We start from the raw sequence: 16744 nt of genomic DNA on the forward strand, positions 1-16744 counted from the left end.
TCCTGGCGCGTCCGATGGCTGAGCGGGCTGATGTTGGGTTAGGGATAGCCCTACTGATGGGATGGGGAAAGCCGACGTTCAGGAGAGCGGGGGATTTTGAAGTTTGGTTTTCGATTTTGCAGGTTTTGGCTGAATTGCCCGAAGGCAGAAAGATTGGAAGCTTGTTTGTGAAGCCATTAAAGTATTTTTTTACAAAAAATTCTGTTTTCGATTGTGAAAGCTGTATGAAGCTTGCAGTTCCCGTTACATTTTTTCACGTCCGAGCCAAAAAGAAATCTGTGCCGTCCGCTGCCGCGTACTTGGCGTAGGGATAGCGTCTACAGCGAATCAGCCGTAAAGCGCGGAGACAGGTACAGTTTGCACTCTCAACAAGGTGAAAGCGCCCATGCAAAACAGCCAATCGGTTTGGCAACAGCTTAAGCAGCAGCAGATCACCTGTGAGCAGGCGCTTAGTCTGCTGGTGAATCGACAGGGAATTGTGAATTTGCGGCTGCTCGACCCGGAGGTAAGTACCCGGTTTTGGCGAGAGTTTGGCGATTCGCGCAGCGCTTCCTCCGGGAATCGCACGCAGGTTCCGCCGGTCGTGCCGCTGTTGCTCTGGCGCAACTGCTATTATCTGGGCAGCCCCATTGCGCTGATGCCCGAAGTGGTGCAGCAAAATGGGGCGATCGCCTCAACGCCAGCATCGAAATCGTCCCCATTGCCGAAAAGAGCTATCGCCAGTGGTATCGCCTGCAAGCCCTCACCGCCAAGCGCATGAGCAAGTCGGGCGCAATCAACCTGCTGGCCGGACAAGCCGACTCCGAAGACCTGACCGAAGTCGCCGAACTGCACCTGTCGCAAGTCAGCAACCAGATCGAGCGCATCCGCACGCTGATTGCCAGCGCCCTCCGCAACCGCGCCAGCGACATCCACCTGGAACCCTCTGCCGACGGGCTGGCGGTGCGGTTTCGCATTGATGGCATTTTGCGACACGTTACCACGCTGCCGCCCGACATCAGCCGCAAAGTCATCGTCGCGCTCAAGGTAATGTGCGAAATGGACATCGCCGAGAGCCGCCGCCCCCAGGACGGGCGCATTAGCGAAAAATACATGGCTGGGCAGCAAGAAGAAGGACTGGATCTGCGCGTCAGCACGCTGCCCTGTATCAGCGGGGTCAAAGGTGAACCTAGCGAAAAGGCGGTGCTGCGTCTATTGCGTCAGCAAAACACGTTCCAGACGATCGCCGATTTGGGCTTTTCGGACACGGCGCGGGAGATTTACGAAAGCTGGCTGCGGGAGCCGCAGGGGTTGGTTATCTTCACGGGCCCCACCGGATCGGGCAAGACCAGTACGCTGTATACGAGCCTGCTGGCGATCGCCACCGAATCCGTCAACATCGTCACCGTCGAAGACCCGGTGGAATACGTCCTCCCCGGCATCACGCAAACCCAGGTGCATGAAGCGGCCGGTATGACCTTCGCGGCTGGGCTGCGGGCGATTTTGCGGCAAGACCCCGACATCATCATGGTGGGCGAAATCCGCGACAACGAAACCGCCGAAACCGCCGTCCGCTCTGCGCTCACCGGGCATTTGGTTCTCACCACGCTGCACACCAACGATGCCATCGGCGCGATTCCCCGCCTGCAAGACATCGGCCCCGACCCAGGGCTGATCAGCGATGCGCTGTTGGGCATTGTGGCTCAGCGCCTCGTCCGCAAGGTCTGTCCCCACTGCGCCGAACCCTACACGCCCACGCCCGCCGACCTGAAGCTGCTGGGTTTGCGCCCCGACGAGGCAAATCTCCAGGGCTGGAAAAAAGGGCGTGGCTGCGTTCACTGTTTCCAGTCGGGCTATCTGGGGCGCGAAGCAGTGATCGAGCTGCTGAACGTAGACGACACTGTGCGGCAGATCATCTACGAGGGCAACCTGACGCAACTGCGCCGCTATCTGGCGGAGAGCCAGTTCGAGTCGTTCCGCGTTGCCGCCATTCAGAAAATCACGCAGGGCATCACCACCGTCGAAGAGGTGCGGCGCGTGCTGCCCCACAGCGCCTTTTTTCGCCCCGTCGCGCAGCCGATTCCGCCGCTGCCGCCTGCCCGCCACGCCAACGGTTCGCTGCTGAAAACGGGGTGATGGGAGCCAGGGGTTAGGGGTTAGGGGTTGGGGGTTAGGGGTTATAGCAGCCGAAGCGAGAGTTACGACAACGAGAAATCTTGCTAACTTTGAGCAGCCGCCTAACGTTCCGTCCTGATCCCTGACCCCTGACCCCTGACCCCTGCTATGGGGGTTAGGAGTTGGTTGAGCGTTTGGGTGAAGGTGTCGTGGCCGTAGCGGGCGATCGCCCTTCGTCTTAGCTCGGTGGGCTGATACAGCAGCGGGTTGGGATACGCGCCCTGCAAAATCTGGATGAGCGTGTGGGCGATCGCCTCCGTATCCGTCGGGTTGACCAGTGCGCCCAGTTCCCCGTGGGCCAGCGCGTCGATTGCGCCGTCCTGGTTGCCGCCCAGGGCGGGCTTGCCGCAGGCCAGTGCTTCTAGATACACAATGCCAAAGCCTTCGCCCTGGCTGGGCATGGCAAACACATCGCACAAGTTGTAGTGGTCGCAAAGTTCGGCATCGGGCACAAAGCCCGCCAGCGTGACGCAATCTTGCAGCCCCAGCGCGGCGATTTTTGCCTCAATGCGGGGGCGATCGCCGCCTTTGCCCACCAGGACGTAATGCACTCGCGGCAGCGCCCGACGAATGCGGGGCAGCGCCTCTAGCACTGCGTCGTAACCCTTGTGGCGCGTGCCGCCCACCAGCCGCGCCACCGTCAGCACGATGGGCTGATCCGCCTGCAACCCGTAGCGCTGGAGCAGATAATCGGGCTTGGGCGCTGGGCGAAATCGCTGTGCGTCGATCGTGCAGGGCAAGAGGGCAACTTTGGCGGGATCGAGCCGCTGTTCGGCAATCAGGCGATCGCGGGTGTAGCCGCTGATGGACACGATTTGGTTGGCGGCGTGCAGGGCGGCTTTTTGCAGCGGATTTTGCACGTTCCACGCATCAATGCCGTAGACAAAAATCCAGTAGGGAATGCCCGCCAGTCGCCGCACCATCAGGGCTACGGGCGCGAAGTGCAGGTGGCCACAGAGGATCAGATCTGGGCGATCGCCTAGTGCCGCTGTCATCAGGCTTGCGGCAAACCCTGGCGTTTTCAATGCATCGGGCAATGCCCCAAAATAGCGAAAAGTAAGATTAGATAACTTATCCAGGTCGCCATCTCCCGCCCGATCGCGCTTATTGAAGACGATCGTGTGGCGATGGGGCTGGCTGGCGATCGCCCGCAGCAGATCTTGCAAATAGCGCTGGATGCCGCCCTGAAACTCGAATAAGTTGGGAACCCAGCAGTGGAGCCGCAATTCTCTTTCTGCGTCAGGCTTCACTTGCGGATAACCCAGTGAAAAATATGCCAAAACTTATCTTCGCCCGTTGCGGTTTTACCTGGATGCGCTTCTTCTTCCAGCATCTCGATGGTGAAGGGTTGCAGCAGCGCCTCGACCTGCGCCCGCGTGTGGTGGGTCATGCGGTCATAGGCTGCCCAGGAGTCGCGATCGCCAAAGAGCTGCCCGCTCATCCGCCCGCCGGGCCGCAGCGCGTGGGTCAGCGTTTGCCAGAGGGCAGGAAACTCGTCGGGTGGGCAAAAGGGCAGACAGAAGCTGGCGTTGATCAAGTCCAGGTTTTCAGGTAAAATAAGTTCCTCAAAGCGCTGCTCGCGGGTTTCCAGAAGATTTTGAGCAATCGCCGCCTGAAGCTCTGGGCGCGACTGCAAGCGGGCGATCGCCTCCGGCTCGCCATCCATCGCCAACACGCGCCAGCCCCGCCGCACCAGTTCTGCCGTGTCGCGCCCTTCGCCACAGCCGATGTCCACCGCAAACCCTGTAAAGCGTTCAAGACCAGCCGTCTCAGCCTCGGCATCAAACAAACTGAGCGATCGCAACAGCGTTTCTCTCGGCGGGCGACCCTGCATCAGGTCGTAATAATCGCTCCAGGTATGCGGGTTGTCGGCATGACCCACGGGCAAAGGCGCGGCATCGGGCAAGTTAGCCATAGATTTTCAGCAAGCGGCGTGAACATCCTGGTTATAGCATTGCTGTTCGCGTTGCAGCGCTAGTCCTGAATGAGTCTGAGCAGGTCGTTGTCCCGATTCAGCCAGCGTTGCAGAAGTATGCGCTGGGACGGATCGCGAGTGACGCGGCGATAGCGATAGTCGATGCGGGCCTGGCAGAGCCGCTGGGCGAGATCGAGATGGGCTGCCTGGGCGATCGCCCGCTGGGTGACGGGGCCAAACACGCGATCTACCCGCAACCCCAGGAGATCTTGCAAAAACATTGTCGCGCCGCCCACGCCAAAGCTGACGGCTGTGTCGAAATGGGCGATCGCCAGTGGCCGCTGCATCATGCCGCATCGCGCTGGCTGCCAGTAGAGGCGTTCATAAATTTCGCGCACCTCGGCTTCAGAAATCCACTGCACGCTTTGCACCGGCAGCCCTTTGCCCTGGCGATAGGCGCGATAGGTGGCGGTGGTAATGCCGCAATTTGTCTCGCCGCCGCGATCGGCTGGATGGTTCACATAGCCGCCTTCCCACCGCAGCGTAAAGCGCAGCGCCTCCTGGAAAATTTGCGCTTCTGTTGGCGCTGTGGGCGCAAGCGACGGGGTTGGACGAGGGACAGCCTGGGGCGGCGGTTGCGAAATGGGCGCAGGCTGGGCGATCGACGTGGGACTGGGCGCAGGCGTTGGATTGGGTGCAGGCGTTGGCTTGGGTGCAGGTTGGGCGATCGGCGTGGGACTGGTCGCGGGACTGGGCGCAGGCGTTGGCGGGGTGTGAACCGTGGGCAGGCTGAGCAGCAGGCTGGCTGACTGGGGCGATAGCTCGTCGGGGACCAGCTTGTGCTTTTCGGTAAAGGCGCGGTACGCAACGTCGGTGGGGTGATTCCAGTCGCCTGTGGCCGCGCCGACTGTGTACCCAATCCGGTTTAGCGAAGCCTGCACCGACTGCACCAGCGCCCGATTGCTGCGAATCGAGCCAATGGCGTAGCTCATCGTGTTGGCGGCGATCGCCCGCAGCGTCAGTCCGTCCATCGTAACCGCCCTTCTAGGTCGTGTACTCAGCGTTGATCTTCACATAGTCATAGCTCAGGTCGCAGCCCCAGGCCATACCCACCCCAGGGCCGCTGCCAATGCTGACAGACACCAGCACCGTATCGGTTTTCAGGTATTCCCCAGCGGCGGCTTGCTTCATGTAGTTGCTGGCGGCGGGGCGGTCAAACGGCAGCGGCTGCCCGCGATCCATCAGCAAAAAGTCACCCAGCTTCACCTGAAGTTCGCCCTGGTCAAACGGCACCCCGGCCCGACCCGCAGCGGCAGCGATCCGGCCCCAGTTTGGGTCGCGCCCAAACACCGCCGACTTAAACAGGGACGACCCGGCGATTGTGCGGGCTACCTGGCGGGCGGCCGCGTCGTTGGGTGCGCCGCTGACTCGAATTTCCAGCAGGCAGGTTGCGCCTTCGCCATCGCGGGCGATCGCCTTGGCCATTCGCATACACACCTCCGTCAGCATGGCTTCCAGGCGATCGGCATTGGGGCCCGGCTCAGTGATGGCAGGGGTGCGGGATTCGCCGTTGGCCAGCGCCAGCAGCGTGTCGTTGGTGCTGGTGTCGCCGTCTACCGTGATTTGGTTAAAGCTCTTGTCGGCGGCGCGGCTCAGCATTTGCTGCCAGAGGTGGGGCGAAACGGTCGCGTCGCAGGTGACAAACGCCAGCATTGTCGCCATGTTGGGGTGGATCATGCCGGAGCCTTTGCAGATGCCCCCAATCCGCACCGGGCGACCGTCCAGCGTCGTTTCCAGCGCCACGCTCTTGGTCACGAGGTCGGTGGTGATAATGGCTTTGGCGGCGGCATCGGAGCCGTCGGGCGTGGCGGCGGCCACCAGGCTGGGAATGCCCGTCCGCAGTTGCTCCATGCGGATGCGCTGCCCAATCACGCCCGTCGAAGCCACCAGCACTTGCTCTGCCGGAATGTTCAGCGCCGCTGCCAAAAGTTGGGCGCTTTCCACCGCATCTTCCCAGCCCTGGGAACCCGTCGCCGCATTCGCCTGACCCGCATTGCACAAAATAGCCCGCGCTGTTGCTTTCGCCTCTAGCCGCTGACGGCAATAGTCCACGCAGGCCGCCTTCACCTGGCTGGTGGTAAACACCCCAGCGGCGATCGCCTCCACTTCCGAATAAATCAGCGCCAAATCCGGCGCACCCGACGGCTTTAGCCCAGCGGCAATGCCCGCCGCCCGATAGCCCTTCGGTGCCGTCACTCCACCCGGAATTTCGTGCCACTCAGCCATGTTTAACCCCTGCTTGATGCGGAAACAACTCAACAGATCAAAATCCACGGAGGATTGCAATCTACGGATCAAAGGCTAAAGGATAAATCAGAAACAGACTGTGTAGGCGCGATCGTTCATAAACGTATATGGAGATGGAGGATTCAATTGCGCTGGCGCTCTTTCCCTTTGGCAGAAGCATTCAAAAAATTGGGCGATCGCCGCTCTGCCCCTGACATTGGCATGGGGGGTGGATCAAAGGCGCAAGGCTGATTCTAAAATCGAGAAGCGAATCATCAACCTGCGCTTTTAAATTCCAGACCGACCGTGGCAGCCAACCCTTCTAAACCCGCAACCGCTTCTGCTCAAACCGCGCCAGCGCAGCGGGCCGCCGAGCTGCGAAACCTGCTGAACCAGGCCAGCTATGAATATTACGTGCTGGATGCGCCGCAGTTGCCCGATGCGGTGTATGACCAGCTTTATCGAGAGCTTCAGGATCTGGAAGCGGCTGATCCAGCGCTGATTTCGCCCGACAGCCCCACCCAGCGCGTGGGCGATCGCCCCTCCAGCCAATTCACCTCCGTCCGCCACAACATTCCGCTCTACAGCCTGGAGAATGCTTTTAACCTAGAAGAAGTTGCTACCTGGGACACCCGCTGGCGACGCTATTACGCCACCGTTGCCGATGAGCCGCCCACACCGCCCGACTCGGCCTATGTTTGCGAGCTAAAAATCGACGGCTCTGCCCTGGCGCTGACCTACGAAAACGGGCTGCTGGTGCGCGGGGCGACGCGGGGCGACGGCGTGACGGGGGAAGACATTACGCCCAACGTGCGGACGATTCGCTCGATTCCGCTGCGGCTGAAGGGCGAGAACCTGCCGCCTGTGGTGGAGGTGCGGGGCGAGGCGTTTTTGCCGCTGGACGTGTTTCAGCAGATTAACCAGGAGCGCGAGGAAGCGGGCGAGGCGCTGTTTGCCAATCCGCGCAACGCGGCGGCGGGAACCCTGCGCCAGTTGGATTCGCGAATTGTGGCACGGCGACGGCTCGACTTTTTTGCCTACACGCTGCATCTTGCGGGCGACGGCGATTTTCCCAAACCTGCATCCCAGTGGGAAGCGCTGGATCTGCTGCAAACGCTCGGCTTTCGGGTGAATCCGAACCGCAAGCTGTGCGAATCCTTGGCGGAGGTGCGCCAGTTTGCCGACCACTGGGAGCAGGCCCGGTTTGACCTGCCCTACCTCACCGATGGGCTGGTGATCAAGCTGAACGGGCTGGCGTTGCAGGAGCGGCTGGGCTTTACCCAAAAGTTTCCGCGCTGGGCGATCGCCCTCAAGTATCCCGCTGAGGAAGCGCCGACCGTGGTGCAGGGCATTTCGGTGCAGGTGGGGCGCACGGGCGCGGTGACTCCGGTGGCAGAGCTGGCCCCGGTGCAGCTTGCGGGAACCACCGTGGCGCGGGCCACCCTGCACAATGCTGATTTCATCGCGGCGCTGGATGTGCGCGTGGGCGACACGGTGATTGTGCGAAAGGCGGGCGAAATTATTCCCGAAGTGGTGCGCGTGCTGCCGGAACTACGACCCGCCGGGGCAGAGCCGTTTCAAATGCCAACCCATTGCCCGGTGTGTGGCCAGCCATTGGTGCGCCCGGAGGCGGAGGCCGTTACCCGCTGTGTCAATTCGTCCTGTCCGGCAATTGTGCGCGGGTCGCTGGTTCACTGGGCCTCGCGGCAGGCGCTCGATATCAACGGGCTAGGCGAGAAGTGGGTGCAGCAGTTGGGCGATCGCGGCTTGTTGAACAGCGTGGCCGACCTGTACGACCTGACGGCCGAGCAACTGATCGACATCGACCGGATGGGCAAAAAATCCGCCGAAAATCTAGTTAGGGCGATCGCCCAATCCAAGACTCAACCCTGGTGGCGCGTCCTATTTGGTCTGGGTATCCGGCACGTCGGCGCAGTCAACGCGCAAACGCTGGCCGAAGCCTTTCCAACCGTCGAAGCCCTAGCCGCCGCTGAAGAATCGGACATTGCTGCTGTCTACGGCATTGGCCCAGAAATCGCCCGGTCGGTTTATCAGTGGTTCCGCGTGCCTGCAAACCAGGCTCTGGTGGAGCGGCTGCGGGCGGCGGGGCTGACGCTGGCAGGCGAAACGCGCCCCACCCCCGACGGGCCCCAAACCCTCGCAGGCAAGACCTTCGTGCTGACAGGAACGCTGCCCACGCTGAAACGGGATGAGGCTGCTGAGTTGATTAAAGCGGCGGGCGGCAAGGTGACGAGTTCTGTGAGCAAAAAAACCGATTTCGTCGTCGTGGGTGAAGACGCAGGGTCTAAGTTGGAAAAGGCGATCGCCCTAAAAATCACCCAATTGTCGGAAGCAGATCTCCTCAATTTACTGTCAAATGCGGAGGAAGCGCCGACGTAAACCCGCCGCCCAACCTGACTCGATGCGTGTGCCGCCTGCTACGATTCCATCCATTCTTGCTGCTCCATGCCGCCTGCGCCGATGGACGGCGGGCATGACTGGTCGTGTGGGGGCGGGTCGGTGGGCAAACGGGCGATACTGCTCCGCAGAGCCAGCGCCAATGCCCACTCGCCGCCTCAGCATTCACACCCCCAGTAATCGCCGCCCCAAAATTTGGCGGCGGGCCCTGCTATCTGTCCTGTTTGCTGCGCCGCTGACCTTCATCGCCTCACCCCTCCGCGCAGCCGATCGCGTGCTGGTGTCGCTGGGGCCGTTTGAGCGGTCGATTTCGGTACAGGCGCTGCGGATTTATGCCGAAGAGGGGCGTTTTACTGAAAATTTGCGGGCTTATGCCAATTCCTACGCCACAGAAGCACAGCTCCAGCAGATCGAGCAACTCCTCAAGGCGCGGCTAGAGCTAAACCTGAGTCCTTGGGCGGTGTCGCAGTTTCTCTATTCTGACCAGGGCGATTTGCTGCTGCAACGACTGGGCGAAGTCGTCCGCACCGGGTCAAACCTGTCGGGTAAGCAGGCGCTTCGGTCGGCGCTGGTGCTGGCAGCGGCCGATGGCGAAAACGGGCTAACGCCGCTCAACGTGCTGGAACATTTTCCGGTGGACACGGTGCGAATTGACCTGACCCGCGCCTTTGCCATCATTTCCTCGATCGAGCAGTTGGTAAACCAGACCAAACAGGCCATCGATGCGATCGCCCTGATTTCCGAAGACAATGCCCGCCTGGAGCCAGTGGTTTCCACGTCCCAGATCAATCCGGTGCGTCCCGGCCGCTACACGGTTTCGCTTCAGACCCTCACGCAGGAACAGTTTCGCGGCTGTTTAAGTACCCCCGCCAGTCTGTATTCCCCTGCGGATCATAGCCTGGTTTATATAGGACGACGCTTTGGCAATCGCCCGCTGGAGGTCGATCTATACCTGCCTGTCGCAGATCGTCAAAATCAGCCGCCCAATGCGATGCCGCTGGTGGTCATCTCCCACGGGCTAGGCTCCAATCGTCTCACCTTCAGCTACATTGCTCAACATCTCGCGTCCTATGGCTTTGCGGTTGCGGTGCCAGAACACCCCGGCAGCAACACCAAACGCCTAGAAGACCTGATCGACGGGATTGTTCGCAACGAAACCGAACCCGCTGAATTTGTCCAGCGCCCCCAAGACATTACCTGTCTGCTCAACACGCTGGAGCGGGACCCCCGCTTCAAGAACTTGATCGATACCGATCAAGTGGGCGTGGTTGGACAGTCGCTCGGTGGCTACACAGCCTTTGCCATCGCGGGCACCCCGATTGATCTCAGTCGGCTAAACCAGGAATGCAAGCTCGATGAAACCCTGAACCTGTCGCTGCTGCTGCAATGTCGCCTGCAAAACTGGGTGCTGGATTCCAACAACCTGCGCGATCCCAGGGTAAAAGCCATTATCGCCATCAACACCCTGGGCAGCAGCCTGTTTGGGGAAGAAGGCTATGCGGCGCTGGATGTGCCCACGCTAATCGTTGCCAGCGGAGCCGATACGGTCACCCCTGCGCTGCCGGAGCAAATTACGCCCTTTACCTGGCTGACGACACCCCACCGCTATCTGCTGCTGCTGCAAAACGCGACCCACTTTTCCGCGATCGATGTCCCCGCAGAAGACAACGTAGCGGTTAACCTGCCGCCGGAAATCGTGGGTCCCGATCCGGCGATCGCCCATTACTATCTCCGCACCGTCAGCCTCGCCTTTTTCCAGACCTATCTGAATCAGGACGAGACCTACCGTCCTTTTCTCAGCGCCCGCTACATCGAGCAACTCCAGGATGATCAGCTACCCCTCAGCATTGTGGAGCGCTTCACCCCGGATCAACTCGCTCAGGCGAATGCTCGAAAACCCTAAGTAAAGCTTATCTCAGCTTAATTTGCAGCTTTGCAAACCAGTGATGCACTCACCCCGACTGCTGATGAATTGTGGCGAATGGCTTCCCGGAGTAAGGACACCACCATCCACAGACAGGTCGTCAGATGGCTACGATGCGCCCAGGGCACCGATTGACCTAGCCAAGCGTTCAAGGCATCGTAGAGGGGGGAGTTTTTTTCACAGCGTTCATGGTTTTGAGTGGTATCTAAGCTTAGTATGCTGACTCCCCTCTTCTTCCTCAAAGTCCTGAAACCACCTCGCAGCAGGGTATTCCGGTTCTTAGAGTCAATTTTTGTCAGTCAACCAGGTTTTATTGTTGCGGTACTATGAGAGAAGAAGTAAAGAAGTATGAATTCTCTACGCCCTTGATTTAGGAGTGCTTGATTTAAGCGCTAGGTCGTTCTGCTGGACTTTTACTTCTTATTGAAAATGATCTGTATGCTTGTTTTGCACACTTCTTTCTAGAGACAGTTGGTAAACCGCTATGGTGCTATTTGGGTTTGGTAAAAAGCTGGCGCTGCCGACTCCTGAAGAGGCTTTGCCGGGGCGATCGCAGCCAATGCAGATTCAAAATCGCCACTTCGTCAACGGCAACCCGCTTCAGCCGCCATTCCCCGACGGGATGGAACTGGCGCTGTTTGGGCTGGGCTGTTTTTGGGGCGCAGAGCGAAAGTTTTGGCAGCAGGAGGGCGTATACAGCACGTCCGTAGGCTACGCGGCGGGCATCACGCCCAACCCCACTTATCAGGAAGTGTGCAGCGGTCTGACAGGGCATAACGAAGTCGTGCGCGTCGTGTACAACCCGTCGGTGATTTCCTACGAAGACCTGCTCAAGGTGTTTTGGGAAAGCCACGACCCCACCCAGGGAATGCGCCAAGGGAATGACGTAGGCACGCAGTATCGCTCTGGAATTTACGTTTATTCTGAAGCCCAGCGGCAAGCCGCCGAAGCCTCCCTCCAGCGCTATCAGGCTGCTCTCAAAGCGGAAGGCTATGGCAGCATCACCACTGAAATTCTGGATGCGCCAGAGTTCTATTACGCGGAGGACTATCACCAGCAGTATCTTGCCAAAAATCCGGGGGGCTATTGCGGACTGGGCGGCACCAAGGTCTGCTACCCACCGACGACCGCCAGTGTATAGCTTGTGAGCCTTGCTGAGCCTGTCTTCTGAGGCGATCGCCCACACGCTCCATCCGCTACCATCCTGCGCTAAAGCGTCTCTCGCAGATGCAACTGTGACGGGCTGGTATGGTGGAGCGTGTCCGCGTTCAGGCAGGTGGCTATGTCTGCCTCGAACTCGCTTTGCAGAGGCGATCGCCCACGCTCTCATGCAGGAACTCGCAGCCTGTGAGGACTGCAACCGTGAAGGCAAGATGTACGGCGTTTTGCTCGTCAAAGCGCAAGCTAATGAACTGTATTTTCTCAAAGCGTTTTCTGGACTGCTCAATGGCAGCAGCACCAAAGAAGGATGGGTGCCGCCCATTCCGGGACGCGATCGCATTGCTGCATTAGAACTAGAAACGCTGAGTGCGCTGCAGGCGATTAAGCAGGAGCTTATCCAGCTAGAAACTCTATCGGTTCGCCAGGTTTATCATGCTGAAAAACTCAAGTTTGAAGATGAACTAAAGCAGCTTTCGGATCTGCACCAGAATCGAAAGCAAGCCCGCGAGCGCACTCGGCAGCAGTTGCGCCAGCGCCCGGAAGACGACCCGGAAGACGACACAGTGGCGATCGCACTTCAGGCGCTTAATCATCAAAGCCAGCAGGATGGCATCGAGCGCCGCAACTTGAAAGCAAAGTGGAATGCTATCCTCTTGCCTCTAGAGCGAGAAATTGACCAGGCAAATGCACGGATTGCAAAACTGAAACAGCAGCGCAAAAGTCTATCTCGACAACTCCAGGCAGAATTTTACGCCGCTCATCATCTCACCAACTTTGCGGGCGACTCTCAACCCCTGCAAGCGCTGATGCCGTCTGGTTTTTTGCCCACCGGGACGGGCGACTGCTGCGCCCCAAAGCTTCTGCATTATGCAGCAACCCACGGACTAACGCCGATCGCCCTAGCGGAGTTTTGGTGGGGGCCGTCGCCTGCGCGAGAGCATCGGGTGCAAGGACAGTTTTATGAAGCCTGTGCAGAGCGCTGTCAGCCGCTAATGGGGTTCTTGCTGTCGGGCTTGTCGGCTCAGGTCTTGCAGACCACTGCACCGGAACCGCTAGGGATTCTATACGAAGACCCGTGGCTGTTGGCTGTCAATAAGCCCAGCGGACTGCTGTCGGTGCCCGGTCGCTATGGACAAGATAGCGCGATCGCCCGACTCTCAACCCACTCACGGCTCTATTCCACGCATCGGCTCGATCAAGACACCTCCGGCGTGCTGCTGCTGGCAAAAGACGCAGAAACTCACCGGGCGCTCCATCAGCAGTTTCAGCAGCGCCAGGTGCAAAAGGTCTACGAAGCGCTGCTATCTGGCTGTCTAGCGTCCGTTCCTGATGAAATTTGTCTGCCGCTGTGGGGCGACCCGGCCGAGCGTCCCCGGGCAGCAGGTCGATTGGCAGCGGGGGCAAGCCCAGCCAAACCCAAGTGCGCCTGCTTGGACAGGAGCACTGTGAATTCGATGGGGTATGGCGCAGTCGGGTAGAGCTAGTGCCTGTGACCGGGCGCACGCATCAGCTCCGGGTTCATGCGGCAGACGCGGCAGGTCTGGGAATGCCGATTTTGGGCGATCGCCTCTACGGTTGTCCAGCACACGCGCCCCGACTCCATCTGCACGCTCACCAGATGACGGTCAAACATCCGCAAACGCACGAAACGCTAACGCTCAAAGCCCCAGTACCGTTCTAAACCAGTACCGTTCTAGAATTATCCCCACCTTTGCGGCTCGTAGTCTGCACAATTCATCGCCTCTTCCGACAGCGCTCGCTCCGGATGTACCGTGCATTTCAAGTGATAATCGCCCGTAAAAAATCGACATTCAGAACAGGGAATCTTGTGCATCTGTTGCGCCTGGGCCAGCCCGTCTCGCCCTGCCGAAATCAGGTTCCAGGCCACCAGCCCCACCATGCCCCAAGCCATCACAAAACAAACTGGAACCAGTACCAAATGCACCAGCCACAACGCTCCCTGTATCCCTTCGCGTAAACCCGTGTAGAGCAGTTCAGACACGACGGTAGTTTGAGTAGTAAAAACCTTACCTAGCTTAGGGCATCTGGGGAACCCTGCTGACAGAATGCTACATATTGCAATAACCGTCTTGGAATAACCGTCTTGAAATAACCGTTTGCCGTCTCAGGGCATGAGGCTTTATCAGAATAAACTTTGTCAGAAATAAACGGGAGCAGGCTGTATAGGTTCCTCAGGGTTTAGCAATAGGTTCTGGCTGGTAGAGTTTGGCGATCGCCCGCAAGGTTCTATGGCTCAATCCTCTGAAACAACAAGCTGCTTGGGCTGCTTGGGAACCCTTTTTTTCATCGTGTTTGTCGTGCCTTCGATTATTTCTGGGCTATTTTCGGTCTTTCGCGGAGAAGCTTCGCTGGGGATAGAAAACTGCTCATTTAATATTACGAATGGCGCCTTTAGCTGCAAACCAGAAATTACGGCTAAGTATCAATTCCTGGACATTACAAATCTAAAAATAAAGCAAGATAAAATTACAGCCGCGATTCAAAAATTTCATGCTCAAGTCAACCAGGCAGACTGTCTTTCTGTTTATGAACAGTCTAGTAAAACGTTTCAAAAAGCCAATTCGCTGCCTCATTTCTTAATGTACTGTGACGCGATTCAGCGCAACTCTGGTAGAACAAGTGCGTTCGAGATCCTCGGCTGGGAATGGCTTCCATCCGATCATCAGGCGAATGAGTTTATCCGCGTTCATTTATGGGTTCATGGTCAGCGTTCTAACCGAGAGGAACTGCTGGTTTGGCAGATGCAGGGCCCAAACGTGCAGCTTGTGAGCCATGCCTATGGACTCATCCCCACTCAGTTTGGGGGGCGCTAATGGTCTTGCAAGAGTCTTGCCAAGCCTCAAGATTGATTGTTGAATCGTCGCTTGATACAGTGAGATTTTCTAGGAGATTTTCTAGCGAGATTTCCTGCTTTAATTCTTGCTTTGTGGCTTAATCACAAGTGGCTTAATCACAAGTGGCTTAATCACAAGTGGCTTAATCACAAGTGGCTTAATCGCAAGTGGCTTAATCACGAGTGGCTTAATCGCAATTTGTGATTCGGCAGAATGCTCTTGCAGGGAAGCCTAACGATTCAGCACCAAGGAAACATCCGTGGAGCTTTATAAAGTGGATCTTTATAAACAGGGGCTACGTCCGCTGCTGTTTGGCGGGCTGCGGGCCGACCCAGAATGGCTACACCGTCGGCTGATAGACGCACTTAGCGGGCTTGCCGAGGCAGACGCAACCCGCAATCCGCCGCTGGCCTCCTGGGTGCGACAGCAGGGTCGGCGGGCCTTTTGCAGCGCCCCATCCTGCCCCTCAGCCAAACGCTCTGGGGCCTGAGTTTTCAGAATCCGGTGGGGCTGGCGGCTGGATTCGATAAGGACGGACGGGTCGCGCACCTGTGGCAGGATTTTGGCTTTGGCTTTGCGGAACTAGGCACTGTCACGCTCCAGGCCCAGCCCGGAAATCCCCGCCCCCGCCTGTTCCGACTGCCTCAAGATTTGGCGGCACTCAACCGCATGGGGTTTAACAATGAAGGAGCCGCTGCGATGGCTGCCCGCCTGAGTGCGTCTGCCATGCCCCCTTCAAGACGCTGACCCCCTCTGCGTTGCGGTTTCCCTTGGGGATTAATCTGGGCAAGTCCAAAGTGACCCCGCTGGAGTCTGCGGCAGAAGATTATCTCGGCAGCTTCCGGCTGCTTCAGAATTGCGGTAACTACTTTGTGGTGAATGTGTCTTCGCCCAACACGCCTGGATTGCGATCGCTCCAGGATGCCGACCAGCTTGACCGCATTTTGGGGCTATTGCAGCAAGAAAATGCAGGGCAAAAACCGCTGCTGGTGAAGATTGCGCCGGATCTCGACGAGGGGGCGATCGCCGATATTCTTGCCCTCTGCCAAACCCATCACCTGGCGGGGATCATCGCGACTAACACAACCGTTCAGCGCGATCGCCTCCACACCCAGCGCCTCGCTACAACAGGGAAACTGCTCACGGAAGAGGCCGGCGGCATCAGCGGCGCACCCCTCCGCCAACGCTCCACGGAAATCATCCGACTGATTTATCAGAAGACCAGCGGAACCCTGCCCATCATTGGGGTTGGCGGTATTTTCACCGCTGAGGATGCCTGGGAAAAAATTACTGCGGGTGCGAGCCTAGTACAGGTCTACACGGGCTGGTTTTATGAAGGACCGTGGATGGTGCGCCGCATCCTCGACGGCCTCGCCCAAAAACTAGAGGCGCACGGTTTGAGCCACATCGAAAGGGCGATCGGGCAGAATACCTAAAAAACAGCCCTTTACAGACACACCCCCCTTGATCTCTTTATAAAGTCGTATGCTGAATGAAGTGTGAGATACACCTTGCCTCTCACCCAATTACTTCACCACCTCAACGCCTATGCGCGTCGAATTTCGAGAATGCGACTTTTTCAACCTGTGGATCTGGTTAGAATTCACGTTGCCGCCGTCCGCAATGGAGCAGCAATACATCGATGAGATCTTTAACTCCTGGTTTTTCCTGGGCAAACTGGGCGGATTCAATGCCGAAAACTTGCAGGTGCAGGACACTGGGCTGGATATCAGTTATTTGGACTATGACAATGACCAGGCCGATGAAAGCCTCATGTCGCTGATGCACAACATGGGCGAAGTCGAGTACGAAGGCAACTGGGCCCGCTGCTGGATCGATATGGGGACTAGCGATGCCCTAGCGCTGGACGTGTTAATCAACAGTCTGAAGCAGTTCAGCAAGGACTATGTGACGATCGAGCGGCTCATTATTGGCGGCGAAAACGCAGACTGGAAAATTCCCCGCCCCGCAGCAACCCCGGCTTTGTAGATGAAAACTACAACAATTGAGGCGGGTGATGAGGCGGGTAAA

General features: G+C 58.4%; 18 protein-coding genes. 12 read left to right on the top strand and 6 right to left on the bottom strand.

From position 1 onward, the window contains the following. The first annotated feature begins 14 nt into the window (after window positions 1–14). The 3 genes from O77CONTIG1_RS12995 to O77CONTIG1_RS13000 all read left to right on the top strand — a co-directional run bounded on the left by O77CONTIG1_RS12995 (window position 15) and on the right by O77CONTIG1_RS13000 (window position 2115). Window positions 15–308 (top strand): hypothetical protein, encoded by a 294-nt coding sequence (locus tag O77CONTIG1_RS12995; RefSeq protein WP_068511192.1) that lies wholly within the window; start codon window positions 15–17, stop codon window positions 306–308. Window positions 309–385: 77 nt separating this feature from the next. After that, a complete protein-coding gene (locus O77CONTIG1_RS27945) occupies window positions 386–760 on the top strand; it encodes a hypothetical protein (RefSeq protein WP_286132303.1) in 375 nt (124 codons plus the stop codon). Next, window positions 757–2115 carry a GspE/PulE family protein gene (locus O77CONTIG1_RS13000; RefSeq protein WP_286132304.1) on the top strand — a complete coding sequence of 453 codons (1359 nt, stop codon included), beginning with the start codon at window positions 757–759 and terminating at the stop codon, window positions 2113–2115. The genes O77CONTIG1_RS27945 and O77CONTIG1_RS13000 overlap by 4 nt, the downstream gene beginning before the upstream one ends. Window positions 2116–2216: 101 nt before the next feature. Here O77CONTIG1_RS13000 and O77CONTIG1_RS13005 read toward each other — a convergent pair whose 3' ends face one another. The 4 genes from O77CONTIG1_RS13005 to argJ are packed head-to-tail and all read right to left on the bottom strand — an operon-like array spanning window position 2217 to window position 6355. After that, complete coding sequence (locus O77CONTIG1_RS13005; RefSeq protein WP_068511194.1) at window positions 2217–3404, bottom strand: glycosyltransferase family 4 protein; 1188 nt, start codon at window positions 3402–3404, stop codon at window positions 2217–2219. Further along, the gene (locus O77CONTIG1_RS13010; RefSeq protein ID WP_084782595.1) at window positions 3401–4069 is read right to left on the bottom strand and encodes a class I SAM-dependent methyltransferase; all 669 of its coding nucleotides are present in this window, start codon (window positions 4067–4069) and stop codon (window positions 3401–3403) included. The genes O77CONTIG1_RS13005 and O77CONTIG1_RS13010 overlap by 4 nt, the downstream gene beginning before the upstream one ends. A gap of 59 nt (window positions 4070–4128) precedes the next feature. After that, window positions 4129–5100, bottom strand: a complete 972-nt coding sequence (locus O77CONTIG1_RS13015; protein ID WP_068511196.1) for a glycosyl hydrolase 108 family protein — start codon at window positions 5098–5100, stop codon at window positions 4129–4131. Between the two features lie 13 nt (window positions 5101–5113). After that, window positions 5114–6355 (bottom strand): bifunctional ornithine acetyltransferase/N-acetylglutamate synthase, encoded by a 1242-nt coding sequence (argJ, locus tag O77CONTIG1_RS13020; RefSeq protein WP_068516521.1) that lies wholly within the window; start codon window positions 6353–6355, stop codon window positions 5114–5116. 306 nt (window positions 6356–6661) lie between these two features. Here argJ and ligA point away from each other — a divergent pair, with 306 nt between their 5' ends. The 4 genes from ligA (at window position 6662) to O77CONTIG1_RS13040 (ending at window position 13336) form a co-directional block, all read left to right on the top strand. Further along, entirely contained in the window at window positions 6662–8755 is a 2094-nt protein-coding gene (gene ligA, locus O77CONTIG1_RS13025; RefSeq protein ID WP_068511198.1) for an NAD-dependent DNA ligase LigA, read from the top strand. After that, window positions 8733–10676: an alpha/beta hydrolase gene (locus tag O77CONTIG1_RS13030; RefSeq protein WP_084782597.1), complete on the top strand. Its 1944-nt coding sequence runs from the start codon at window positions 8733–8735 to the stop codon at window positions 10674–10676. The genes ligA and O77CONTIG1_RS13030 overlap by 23 nt, the downstream gene beginning before the upstream one ends. A 505-nt stretch (window positions 10677–11181) precedes the next feature. Beyond that, window positions 11182–11838 carry a peptide-methionine (S)-S-oxide reductase MsrA gene (gene msrA / locus O77CONTIG1_RS13035; protein WP_068511201.1) on the top strand — a complete coding sequence of 219 codons (657 nt, stop codon included), beginning with the start codon at window positions 11182–11184 and terminating at the stop codon, window positions 11836–11838. A gap of 10 nt (window positions 11839–11848) precedes the next feature. After that, a complete protein-coding gene (locus tag O77CONTIG1_RS13040) occupies window positions 11849–13336 on the top strand; it encodes a pseudouridine synthase (protein ID WP_286132305.1) in 1488 nt (495 codons plus the stop codon). Between the two features lie 2 nt (window positions 13337–13338). On the opposite strand, the gene O77CONTIG1_RS26890 is transcribed toward O77CONTIG1_RS13040, so the two are convergent. After that, on the bottom strand, window positions 13339–13491 hold the full coding sequence (locus tag O77CONTIG1_RS26890; RefSeq protein WP_286132306.1) for a hypothetical protein: 153 nt from the start codon (window positions 13489–13491) through the stop codon (window positions 13339–13341). Between the two features lie 66 nt (window positions 13492–13557). After that, entirely contained in the window at window positions 13558–13860 is a 303-nt protein-coding gene (locus O77CONTIG1_RS13045; RefSeq protein ID WP_228721704.1) for a hypothetical protein, read from the bottom strand. Window positions 13861–14107: 247 nt separating this feature from the next. Here O77CONTIG1_RS13045 and O77CONTIG1_RS13050 point away from each other — a divergent pair, with 247 nt between their 5' ends. The 5 genes from O77CONTIG1_RS13050 (at window position 14108) to O77CONTIG1_RS13060 (ending at window position 16702) form a co-directional block, all read left to right on the top strand. Further along, window positions 14108–14692, top strand: a complete 585-nt coding sequence (locus O77CONTIG1_RS13050; RefSeq protein ID WP_156435237.1) for a hypothetical protein — start codon at window positions 14108–14110, stop codon at window positions 14690–14692. A 280-nt stretch (window positions 14693–14972) separates the two neighbouring features. Then, window positions 14973–15203 (top strand): hypothetical protein, encoded by a 231-nt coding sequence (locus O77CONTIG1_RS27950; protein ID WP_286132307.1) that lies wholly within the window; start codon window positions 14973–14975, stop codon window positions 15201–15203. Continuing rightward, window positions 15158–15460, top strand: a complete 303-nt coding sequence (locus tag O77CONTIG1_RS27955) for a hypothetical protein (protein WP_286132308.1) — start codon at window positions 15158–15160, stop codon at window positions 15458–15460. Before O77CONTIG1_RS27950 ends, O77CONTIG1_RS27955 begins: the two co-directional genes overlap by 46 nt. Before the next feature lie 11 nt (window positions 15461–15471). After that, on the top strand, window positions 15472–16149 hold the full coding sequence (locus O77CONTIG1_RS27960) for a quinone-dependent dihydroorotate dehydrogenase (protein WP_286132309.1): 678 nt from the start codon (window positions 15472–15474) through the stop codon (window positions 16147–16149). Window positions 16150–16261: 112 nt separating this feature from the next. Further along, a complete protein-coding gene (locus O77CONTIG1_RS13060; RefSeq protein WP_068511206.1) occupies window positions 16262–16702 on the top strand; it encodes a DUF3531 family protein in 441 nt (146 codons plus the stop codon). Window positions 16703–16744: the final 42 nt, after the last annotated feature.

This window comes from Leptolyngbya sp. O-77, from assembly GCF_001548395.1.
In the GTDB taxonomy this organism is placed as follows: domain Bacteria; phylum Cyanobacteriota; class Cyanobacteriia; order Elainellales; family Elainellaceae; genus Thermoleptolyngbya.